The organism is Pseudomonas sp. R3-41 (assembly GCF_054161485.1).
Genome location: NZ_CP096421.1, coordinates 1,977,181 through 1,987,945, shown reverse-complemented (window position 1 = coordinate 1,987,945; position 10,765 = coordinate 1,977,181). Strand labels below are relative to the sequence as shown.

Annotated in this window: 10 protein-coding genes and 1 pseudogene; 3 read left to right on the top strand and 8 right to left on the bottom strand. The window is 62.9% G+C overall.

Annotated features, from left to right (window positions below):
• Window positions 1-14: 14 nt before the first annotated feature.
• Window positions 15-1,834: pseudogene (locus M1D99_RS08985) on the top strand (phospholipase D-like domain-containing protein).
• The gene (locus tag M1D99_RS08980; RefSeq protein ID WP_434574754.1) at window positions 1,834-3,087 is read left to right on the top strand and encodes an SEL1-like repeat protein; all 1,254 of its coding nucleotides are present in this window, start codon (window positions 1,834-1,836) and stop codon (window positions 3,085-3,087) included. Before M1D99_RS08985 ends, M1D99_RS08980 begins: the two are co-directional and overlap by 1 nt.
• A gap of 86 nt (window positions 3,088-3,173) precedes the next feature.
• On the opposite strand, the gene murB is transcribed toward M1D99_RS08980, so the two are convergent.
• The 8 genes from murB to M1D99_RS08940 all read right to left on the bottom strand — a co-directional run bounded on the left by murB (window position 3,174) and on the right by M1D99_RS08940 (window position 10,036).
• Window positions 3,174-4,193, bottom strand: a complete 1,020-nt coding sequence (gene murB / locus M1D99_RS08975) for a UDP-N-acetylmuramate dehydrogenase (protein WP_434574752.1) — start codon at window positions 4,191-4,193, stop codon at window positions 3,174-3,176.
• Window positions 4,190-4,654, bottom strand: a complete 465-nt coding sequence (locus M1D99_RS08970; protein WP_186707183.1) for a low molecular weight protein-tyrosine-phosphatase — start codon at window positions 4,652-4,654, stop codon at window positions 4,190-4,192. Before M1D99_RS08970 ends, murB begins: the two co-directional genes overlap by 4 nt.
• Window positions 4,654-5,418 (bottom strand): 3-deoxy-manno-octulosonate cytidylyltransferase, encoded by a 765-nt coding sequence (kdsB, locus tag M1D99_RS08965; protein WP_434574750.1) that lies wholly within the window; start codon window positions 5,416-5,418, stop codon window positions 4,654-4,656. The genes M1D99_RS08970 and kdsB overlap by 1 nt, the downstream gene beginning before the upstream one ends.
• Complete coding sequence (locus tag M1D99_RS08960; RefSeq protein WP_003179363.1) at window positions 5,415-5,600, bottom strand: Trm112 family protein; 186 nt, start codon at window positions 5,598-5,600, stop codon at window positions 5,415-5,417. The genes kdsB and M1D99_RS08960 overlap by 4 nt, the downstream gene beginning before the upstream one ends.
• Before the next feature lie 23 nt (window positions 5,601-5,623).
• Window positions 5,624-6,634, bottom strand: coding sequence for a tetraacyldisaccharide 4'-kinase (gene lpxK, locus M1D99_RS08955; RefSeq protein WP_434574749.1), 1,011 nt, complete (start codon window positions 6,632-6,634; stop codon window positions 5,624-5,626).
• Complete coding sequence (locus tag M1D99_RS08950; RefSeq protein ID WP_207964794.1) at window positions 6,634-7,062, bottom strand: biopolymer transporter ExbD; 429 nt, start codon at window positions 7,060-7,062, stop codon at window positions 6,634-6,636. The genes lpxK and M1D99_RS08950 overlap by 1 nt, the downstream gene beginning before the upstream one ends.
• Window positions 7,059-7,694 (bottom strand): MotA/TolQ/ExbB proton channel family protein, encoded by a 636-nt coding sequence (locus M1D99_RS08945; protein WP_434574747.1) that lies wholly within the window; start codon window positions 7,692-7,694, stop codon window positions 7,059-7,061. The genes M1D99_RS08950 and M1D99_RS08945 overlap by 4 nt, the downstream gene beginning before the upstream one ends.
• Window positions 7,695-7,789: 95 nt before the next feature.
• Complete coding sequence (locus M1D99_RS08940; protein ID WP_434574745.1) at window positions 7,790-10,036, bottom strand: DNA internalization-related competence protein ComEC/Rec2; 2,247 nt, start codon at window positions 10,034-10,036, stop codon at window positions 7,790-7,792.
• Window positions 10,037-10,181: 145 nt separating this feature from the next.
• Between M1D99_RS08940 and M1D99_RS08935 the strand changes: the two genes are divergently transcribed.
• Entirely contained in the window at window positions 10,182-10,697 is a 516-nt protein-coding gene (locus M1D99_RS08935; protein WP_046063671.1) for a DUF2062 domain-containing protein, read from the top strand.
• Window positions 10,698-10,765 lie beyond the last annotated feature (68 nt).

Here is a 10,765-nt window from a genome sequence, read left to right as displayed (position 1 = left end):
GAAGAAACCAACCTATGATTCTGCCAGATATCGTCGTACCCATTTGCCTACGGCACACCGAGGAAGCCGTTTGCACCCCGCCGTGGTACGTCCAACACACGGAATACCATCCCGTGGCGGCCGGCTATCAACCGCTGGTCAATGGCGAGGAAACTTTCAGCGCCGTGCACCAGGCCATTGCCCAGGCCAAAAAGAGCATCGACATCATTTGCTGGGGGTTTCAGCCGTCGATGTATTTCATCCGGGACGGCAACGCGCCGAGCATTGGCGAACTGTTGATGGCCAAGGCGCGGGAAGGCGTCGAGGTGCGGCTGTTGGGGTGGGAGATGCCATTCAATACCGCCGGTTTTGCCGGTGAAGCCAACTTGCCCGGCAAAGGCTCGATCCGCCTCATGGACCGAGTGATGCAGCGCGCCACCGAAGAGCAGTACGCCTTCGATCGCCAGTGGTTTGCGACCTCTGCGGTCGCCGATCACGAGGCCGCGCAACGTACCGCCAGTGGAGGACTTCCGGTGTTTGTCAGTCGCGGTTTCAACCTGGATGAAAGGAGCGAGATCGCCCACTGGGTGAAGTACGCGAGCCTGGACAGCGAAATCAGTACCAAGATGCGCCAAACGCTGAGGTGGACGGCCACCCACCACCAGAAAAGTGTGTTGGTCGATTTCGAACTACCGGACCGCGCGGTCGGCTTCGTCATGGGCCACAACATGCTCGATGAATACTGGGACACCGACCGGCACTCGGCACTGAGTCGTTCCGACAGCACCAAACCCGCCCCCAACCGTGGCCCGCGCGGCGATACGCCACGCCAGGACATTTCCAGCCAGGTCAGCGGGCCGATCCTGGAACACCTGCACCACAACTTCGCCGTTGCCTGGCGCAAGGAAACCGGCGAAGACCTGCTCGCCTCGCGCCAATCCATGAAGGTGGGGCCGCAACTGCACACCCTCGGTCTGCCGCAAATCGCTCAGATCCTGCGCACTCAACCGCAGGAGGGCAAACGCGATATCGAGCGGCTCTACATGCAAGCCGTCAACAACGCGACGCAGTTCATCTACATCGAAAACCAGTATTTCCGCTGGCCACCGCTGGCCGAATTCATCAAGTCGGTCGCCGCCACCCAGACCCAGGCCGGGCGCGATCCCGGCCTGCACGGTGCGCTGCATCTGTTCGTGGTCACCAACGCCACCGACGATGGCATCGGCGCCGGCACCGTGAACACCCAACGCATGCTCGAAAGCCTCGGGCGCGCCAACACCATCCCAGGCGTTACCAAACTGCGGCGCATTCAAAAAATGCAACAGGACGCCCCGCCCATGCCCCGCCCATGCCCCGCGCCGACCCGAACGACCGTATCGGCCAACTGGAACAGGCCCAATGGAAGGCCGATCTCGAACGCAAGAAACAAAAAATCCTCGACAGCACCGTTGTGCCCGAGGAAATACCCGGCTTGAAGGTGCACATATGCTCCCTGGTCGCCCCCGACTCACCGGCGGGCGAACCCTGGATGCCGGTGTATATCCACTCCAAGTTGATGATCATCAACGACGTGTTCACCACTCATGGTTCGGCCAACATCAACACCCGCAGCATGCAGGTGGACAGCGAGCTGAACATTGCCCATGAGTGGATGAGCGTGACCCAGGCGTTGCGGCGGCGGTTGTGGGATCTGCATACGAAAAAGAAGGGATCGCAGGATGATGCGGAGGAGGCGTTTAAGGCTTGGGAGAACATCATTAAAGAGAACAAAGACCGTCAAACCAAGGAATGGTCGCCCGACACTTCGCTAGTTGAATTCTACTACGACAAAGCCATCTTGAAGGACCTCGACTGATGCGTTGGATCCTGCTGCTGTCCTGCCTGTTGCTGGTTGCCTGCGGCACCGGTGGCGCTTTTAATTTTCCAAAGAAGGACCCTTCCGTGAAGCCTTTAACCGAGATCAAGGCCAAGCTGGCCTTTACCTGCCAACACGAAACGATCCCTGCACCGTCCGCTGAAAGTGAGGTGTTATTTCAATACGCCCGTTGGTTGCAAAAGAACAACCAGCTCAAGCAGGACGAAACCGTTGATATCGAGATAGAACGGCTTTACCGCATCGCCGCCGAGAACGGCCATTTCAAAGCCAATATCAACCTACAGAATGGCGCCATGCGCGGTCGTTTCGAGCTCAGTGGCGCCCAGCACTTGCGTATGAGCCAACAATTGATCGAAGCAGGCGTGGCAACGGGTTACTACTTCGTCGGGATTTTCCTGCAACAAGGCTCGGCGGGTCTGCATCAGGACCCCGAGATGTCGTTGCGTTACTTCCGTAAAGCGGCTGATCAAGGCAACGCTCAGGCTCAGTATTCTGTTGGCGATAAGTTGGCACCGATAAAAATTGCTCCAGACGTAGCGCGACAGATGCGCCGCTGTGCTGCTGAACAAGGTAGTGGCGAAGCAGCTCTGGCTTTGGGCATCGACTTAAAAAACTCAGATCTATATCAGGAGGCAGTTGAAGCATTCCAACTAGGCGTAGCTGCTGGTGATGAAACCTCTGCTTACGTATTGGAACAAAGCTTTCGTGGGCCACGGCCAGAGAATCGGTCGCACTACCTCGACCTGCAACAAGACCTTGAACGCGTCGAGCGCTATAAGCAAATAGGCAAAGTGCTGGGCAACTACTCCTACGCCAACCCCACCGTCCCCGAAATCCACGACATCCTCCCCCTGCCACCCGCCGAACTGCCCGAGTGGGACGGCAAGCTCCAATGGCTCGAAGCCCGCCTGGCCAATGTCCCACCGCAAAAACCCAGCGAGGCGCTGATCCGCGAATTGGCCAAGGCCAAGGGTCTCGAGCCCGCCACCGGCAAACCCACGCCCGATTCACCCGCCTTCATCAGGGCCGAGCAACCCTCGACAACCTGCCAAAGCGGCCAGGCCTGTACGCAAACCGGGTACTGGATCGCCGCCGGGTATGCCGTCATCCGCCGCTTCGAAGAAGGCCAGACCCTGCCGACGCTGAACGTGCGTCATCGCGAGTACCGTTTCCTGCTCCCTGACCGGGTGACGGTCGGCCCAGAAAAGGTGGATTGGATATTTTACGGATGAGCTATCAAGCGCGGGAATGCGCCCAGTTATTCCCGCCCCCGATCCATAAGGTGCTGATCGATCTGCCACCGCTAACAATCAGCCCATCAATACCAATTAGGCTCCATCTCCAACTCAACCTGAAAACGTTCGGCAATGTCTTTCTGGATGCGCAGGGCCAGGTCCAACAATTGCGGGCCGGTAGCGTTGCCGTAATTGACCAACACCAGCGCCTGCAACTTATGCACCCCGGCATCGCCCTCGCGAAAGCCCTTCCAGCCGGCCCGTTCGATCAGCCAGCCAGCAGCGATTTTCATTTGCCCGCCAGGCTGTGGATAAGCCACCAGGTCGGGGTATTGCTGCTTGAGATGCGTCACGTGCGTGGCCGGCACCAGCGGGTTCTTGAAGAAACTGCCGGCATTGCCCAGCACGGCCGGGTCGGGGAGTTTTTCGCTGCGGATGCTGCAAATGGCCCGGCTCACATCCGTGGGCGTCGGCTGATCGATGCCCTGCTCGGTCAATCGCTGGCGGACGGGACCGTACTCCAGGTGCAAGTGCGCAGCGCGACTGAGGGCGAAGCGCACCCGCAGGATCAGCCAGCGCCCGGCCTGTTGCTTGAACAGGCTGTCGCGGTAGGCGAAACGGCATTCTTCGAGGGTGAACTCGTGCAGTTCGCCGGTCTGACGATCCAGCGCGGTGAGGCCGGCAAAGACATCCTTGATCTCCACACCGTAGGCGCCGATGTTTTGCATCGGTGCCGCGCCCACGGTACCGGGAATCAGGCTGAGGTTTTCCAGGCCCGACCAGCCTTGTGCCAGCGTGTGCTGGACGAAGGGATGCCAGGGTTCCCCGGCTTCGGCCTCGACCACCACCCGCTCGCCGTCATCGCTGACCAGGCGGATCCCCTGGCTGGCCATGCGCACCACCAAGGCATCGATGTCGCCGGTCAGCAGCAGGTTGCTGCCGCCGCCGATCATCAGCAACGGCACGCCATGTTCGCTGGCGTAGGCCAGCGCCTGGCGTACATCGGCGTCGCTGTGGGCTTCGGCGAACAAGCGGGCACTGACGTCCACGCCAAAACTGTTGAAGGGCTTGAGGCTGACGCCCGCCCGCACCTGCAAGGTCATAACCGCCCCTTCAATTCGATCACCAGGCGATCCGTGGCGCGTTCGATCAAGTCCAGCACCTGCTCGAAACCCTGCTCGCCGTCGTAATACGGGTCCGGCACATCGTCGAGTTCGGCTTCGTAGCGCCGCAGGAACAGATCCAGCTCGGCCCTGCCCTTCGCCGGTTGCAGGGCCTGGAGATTGCGCAAGTTACTGCTGTCCATCGCCAGGATCAGGTCGTAGGCGGCAAAGTCGGCGCGCGTCACTTGTTGCGCGCGCTGGGCCGACAAGTCGTAGCCACGCCGCAGGGCCGCGGCCTGGCTGCGCTTGTCCGGGGCCTTGCCGACGTGCCAGTCACCGGTGCCGGCGGAAGCGACTTCCACCTGCCCGGCCAGCCCGGCCTCGCGCAACTTGTGGCGCAAGATGCCTTCGGCGGTGGGCGAGCGGCAGATATTGCCGAGGCAGACGAACAGGACCCGCATCAAGCCTCCAGCAGGCGACGAACGCGCTCGAGGTCTTCGGCGGTGTCGACACCGGTCGGCGGGGCGATCAACGCATCGGCGATATGGATCCGCACGCCATGCCACAAGGCCCGCAGTTGTTCCAGCGCTTCAGTGTTTTCCAGCCAGCACGGGCCCCAGGTGACGAAGTCCTGGAGGAAACCGGCGCGGTAGGCGTAGATGCCGATGTGACGGCGGTACGGCACGCCTTCTGGCAGCACGTCGCGGTCTTGGGCGAAGGCATCCCGCGCCCAGGGCAACGTCGCGCGGCTGAAGGTCAACGCCAGGCCATTGAGGTCGCTGACCACCTTGACCACGTTGGGGTTGAACAAGGTCTGCACATCCTCGATCGGCTCGGCCAGGGTGGCCATGCGCGCTTCGGTGTGGGCCGCGAGGTTGGCGGCGACCTGATCGATCACGCTCGGCGGGATCAACGGCTCGTCACCTTGCACATTGACGACGATCGCGTCGGCGGCCAGTCCAAGCTTCGCCGCGACTTCCGCCAGGCGATCGGTGCCGGAATTATGGTCTTCGCGCGTCAGTACGACCTCGGCGCCAAAGCCTTTGCAGGCCTCGACGATGCGCGCATCGTCAGTCGCCACCACGACGCGCTGGGCGTTGCTCTTGCAGGCTTGTTCCCAGACATGCTGGATCATCGGCTTGCCGGCAATCGACAGCAGCGGCTTGCCGGGCAGGCGCGTCGAGGCAAAGCGCGACGGAATGACAACGGTAAAGGCGGTAGTCATTTATCCAGGCGCTCGTCGGTGGTCAGGGTACGGGCTTCGCTTTCGAGCATCACCGGGATGCCGTCGCGAATCGGGTAAGCCAGGCCGGCGCCCTTGCTGATCAGTTCGGTCTTGTCGGCGCTGAGCTTGAGCGGGCCTTTGCAGACTGGGCAGGCCAGAATATCGAGCAGTTTGGTGTCCATGGAATTCCCCTGGGTAAAAGGTGTTAAGGCAAGAGCCGATCCGGCAACAGGCGCATCAACTGCGTATCGAACCAGGCCGCAAAGGCCGGCGACGGCGCGGCGTCCACCGCCAGGTACCACCAGTCGGGCGCGGCGAAGGCACGGCATTTGACCGCGTCTTTTTCCGTCATGACCACCGGCAGGGATGGCGTGAAATTCAAGGCCTGGGCGCTGTATTCGGCATGGTCGGCAAACCCGTGCGGTATGGGCCGCCAGTGTAGCGTTTCGAGGGTCTTGAAGAAACGCTGGGGATTGCCGATGCCGGCCACGGCGTGCAAGGCCTGGCCGGATGGAAAATGGTCGAGGGGACGGCGCTCGCCGCTGGCCAGGTTCACCAATTCGGTGGGACGCAGTTGGAAGGCGAAGCCGTCTTCGCGGTCGGCACTGGCACCGTTGTACAGCACGGCGTCGACCGATTGCAGGCGCTCCACCGGCTCGCGCAATGGCCCGGCGGGCAGGCAACGTCGGTTGCCGAGGCCGCGGGCGCTGTCGATCAGCACCAGCTCAAGGTCCCGGGCCAACCGATAATGCTGCATGCCATCGTCGGACAGGATCAGGTCCAGCGGTTCGCTCTCCAGCAGCGCCTGGACCGCGCGACTGCGATCGGGGTCGATCATCAGCGGCACGCCCGTGCGCTGGACGATCAACAACGGCTCGTCCCCCGCGACATCGGCGCCCTGCTCGGCCGCGACCCGCCACGGCAGTTGCGGCGGCTTGGCACCATAGCCCCGGCTGACCACCCCGACCCGCAGGCCACTGCGCTGGCAGTGCTGGATCAGCCACAGGATCAACGGCGTCTTGCCGGTGCCACCGACCGTGATATTGCCGACCACCACCAACGGCACGGGCGGCTGGTAGATCTGGCCCTCACCCGCCAGGAAACGCTCGCGCTTGCCCACCACCACCCGCCGGTACAACCATTCCAGTGGGCGCAGCAAGGTCAGGGCCGGGTGGCCGTCATACCACGCGGCAAGCAATCGATCGGACATGGCCATCAGGGTGCCGGAGCCGCCTCGACCGTGGTCATGCGCAGATGGCTGAAACCGAGCTTGCCGGCCGCGTCCATGGCGGTGATCACCGATTGATGAGGGGTCTTGCCGTCGGCGCTGATGGACAGCGGCAGGTTGGTGTCGCCGCCAGACTCTTTCTGCAAGGCCTCGATCAGGCTCGCCAGGTCGCTCTTGGGCAGCAATTGGTTGTTCACCGAAAACGCCCCTTCGGCGCTGATAGTGACTTCCAGGTTCTTGAGTTGCTGGTCTTCGGCCGGCGAGCCGCTGACGGCTTCCGGCAACTCAACCTTGAGCTGGGTTTCCCGGGTGAACGTGGTGGTCACGACGAAAAACAGCAGCAGGATGAACACCACGTCGATCAGCGACGCGAGGTTGATCTCGATGTTTTCCCGGGGCTTGCGGCGGAATTTCACTTCTTGCCCCCAGCCAGGTCCACGTCACGATCACCCTGCACCACCTCGACCAGCTTGATGGCTTCCTGCTCCATGCCCACCACCAACTCGTCGACGCGGCGTTGCAGGAATCGATGGAAGAACACCGCCGGAATACCGACCATCAGGCCAGCGGCGGTAGTGATCAGGGCCTTGGAAATACCCCCTGCCAGTACGGCGGCGTTGGTGGTCATGCCGGAACCGGTAAATGCGCTGAAGATGTCGATCATGCCCAGCACCGTACCCAGCAGGCCCAGCAGCGGGGACATGGCGGCGATGGTGCCCAGGGTATTGATGTAGCGCTCCAGTTCATGGATGACCCGGGCAGCGGCCTCCTCGATGCACTCCTTCATGATCTCGCGACCATGCTTGGAGTTCGCCAGGCCAGCCGCGAGGACTTCCCCCAGCGGCGAACTGGCCCGCAGCTCCTTGAGCTTGTCCGTGTTCAGCTGCTTGTCCTTGATCCAGACCCAGACCTGCCCGAGCAGATGCTCCGGGGTCACGCGGCTGGCCCGCAGGGTCCACAGGCGTTCGGCAACGATACCCAGTGCCGCGATGGAACTCAGAATGATCGGCAACATCATCCAGCCGCCGGATTTGACCAATTCCCACACAGTGACTGCCCCCTCGAAAAAGTGCGCCACTTTATCACACAGACTCGCCTTGCAGACCCGTCCCGCCGATAAGCGCATCCGCCGATTGCCCTGGATCAATGTTGCCGCGGTGGCCCGACGGCGGGCGGATCGCGCCAGTAGCGTCGGTGCCCGGCCTCGGTGCGCGGCAACTCGAACGCGCCCAGTTGCAGACGAATGGCACCCTGCTCGGCGCTGTCGTAAATCGCCAGGCCCGAGCGGCGGTACCGGGCCATCACTTGGGGATGGGGATGACCGAACGCGTTGCCCTGCCCTCGGGAGATCAGCACCGAATGCGGCTTGAGGCGCGACAGCAAGGCCATCGACGACGAGCTGCGGCTGCCGTGATGAGGCGCGGCCAGCCACTGGATCGGCAGTGCCAAGGCTTCGTCGAGCAGGGCGCGCTCGGCAGGGGTGTCGATATCGCCGGTCAGCAGCAGGCGTTCGCCGCCGGCCTCTACCAGCAAGACGCAGGACTTCTGGTTGCTTTCGACGGCAGAGGCCCACCGCCACAATTCGAACCCGACGCCATCCCACTCCCAACGCCTGCCGCTGTCGCAAGGCCCGGCCTGCAATTGCTCAGGCAGAGCGTCGGGATCGCCACTGATCACTTCCATCGTCGGCAGTCCCTTGCGCACGGCGCGGGCGCCGCCGGCGTGATCGGCATCGGCATGGCTGAGAAGCATCAGGTCCAAGCCATGCACGCCGAGTTTACGCAAGGTCGGCAGCACGACACGTTCGCCCACATCGGCCTCGCCAAAACGCGGCCCGGCGTCGTAAAGCAAGGTGTGATGCCGGGTGCGTACCAGCACCGCCAGTCCTTGACCGACGTCCAGTTGCCAGACCTCGGCGTGCCCTGGCGGCAGGTTCTCTCGCGGCGGGAACACCATCAGCAAGACCATCGGCCACCCCAGCAAGCGCAGCGGCACCCCTTTGGGCAATAGCAGCAAAAAAGCCCCCAGGGCGGCGATACCCAAGGCCCAGGACGGGACCGCAACCGGCACCCAGGCGGGCAATCGCCCAGCCACCAACGCCAGCCCCCTGAACAGCAGATCGAGTAAACCGCCTGCGACCCACAGCAGCCCTTCGCCGATGAGCGGCACTGGCAACAACGCCGTGCCGAGCAGCGCCGGTGGCAAGACCAGCAGGCTGATCCACGGCACCGCGAACAGGTTCACCAGCGGTCCGCTGAGGCTGACCGGCAAGCCCACGATCAACAGCAGCGGACACAGGCCGAGCGCAACCAGCCACTGGGCTCGGGTCCAGGTTTGCCACCAGCGCCAGGGCCCCAGGCGAGCACCAAAGGTGAACATCAAGATGGCGACGGCCGCGAACGACAACCAAAATCCCGGCCGCAGGCTGGCGAGCGGGTCGAACACCAGCACCCCGGCGAAGGCCAGCAGCCAGGCCCACCAGGGATCAGGCTGCTTGAAGCGCAAGCGCCACAACAACACCAGGCCGATCATCGCGCAGGCCCGTCGCACCGGCACCTCGAACCCGGCGAGCAAGCCGTAGCCCAGGGCGGCGCAAAAGGCCAGCGCACAGGCCCAAGGCAACCACGCGAGCCTCGTCGGCCAAAGGCCATAACGTGCCGCGCCGGCCACCAGCAGGTACACCAGGCCGGCAAGCAGGCCGATGTGTTGCCCGGAAATCACCAACAAATGAACGGTGCCGGTGTCCTGCAAAACCTGCCAATCCTCGCGACTCAGCCCGCCACCGTCGCCCAGGACCAATGCCGCCAGCGCACCGGAGCGGCCGTAGGCATCGACCTGTGCCAGCGCCTGGCGCACCTCGTCACGCCAGGCGCCCCGGGCCGCTTGCAGGAGATGCCCTTGCTTGATCGTCCCGGTCGCGCCGATACCCCGGCTCAACAACCAGGCGGCATAATCGAAGCCGTGCGGGTTCAGCAACCCGGCGGGTCGCTTGAGCTTCACGGCCAATCGCCAGCGTTCGCCGCTGTTGACGGACGGGCCACCAAACCAGGCGAGGCGCAGCGTTTTCGGTAAGCGGGTACGACGTGATTGGACATCGGCCAGTTCGAAGCGCACCACGCCGTCGCCCTGTTGCGGCAAACCGACGACGCGCCCTTCGACCCAGCGGGTTTCTCCGTCCAGGGTAGCGGGTAACCGATCGTCCAGCGCCCACTGCGCCGACAGGCAGGCCCAGGCCAGCCCGAACAGGAAAAAACCCAGCGGGTAGGTTCGAAACGGCAACACCATCAACGCCAGCAGCGGCATGGCTGCAACCAGCCACAACGGCGGCAGTGCCGGTAAAAAAATCGGGGCCACCAGCCCCAATGCAAGCGCGACTAATCCTGTGCGCATAACCCGTCCTTGAGAGTGCCCTCTTCAGGCATAGACGGTTCGCGGCACCGCTGGCGTTATCAATTGTCACAAAGTCTGAATCTGCCAGCCGTAGAATCCAGACATACTTGCGGCTTTAATTGCGTTGAACCGACCGAGAAGCCTTATGCCCCGGCGCCTATTCAAACGTTACATGCCAGACCCAGAGAGCATTCGGGAACATAAGTCCTTACGTTTTCTCGGCACCCTGCTGCACGATCCCAACCTTTGGCACCTCAATCGGCACTCAGTGGCCCGAGCGATGGCCGTTGGCCTGTTCGCCGCGTTCCTGCCGATCCCGTTGCAGATGTTGCTGGCCGCGGCGCTGGCCGTTACGGTGCGCGGCAATATGCCGATTGCGGTGAGCCTGGTGTGGCTGACCAACCCGATCACCATGCCGGCGGTGTTTTTCTGCACCTACCAGACCGGCGCCTGGTTGATGGACGTACCCGCCCGGACGCTGCCCGAAGAACTGACCTGGGAATGGATCAGTGGCCAGTTGTCCACCTTGTGGCAACCGTTCCTGCTGGGCTCGGTGGTGACCGGCCTGGTGCTCGGCGCCCTGGCCTACTTCGTCACCATGAGTTATTGGCGCTGGTGGGTGGCGCGGCAGTGGCGGCGGCGCAAGAAAAGCCGGATGTGAGATGCAAAAAAGGCCTCTTGGGAATGGAGGCCTTTTTTTGTGGTGTTCTTGCTGGCCTCTTCGCGAGC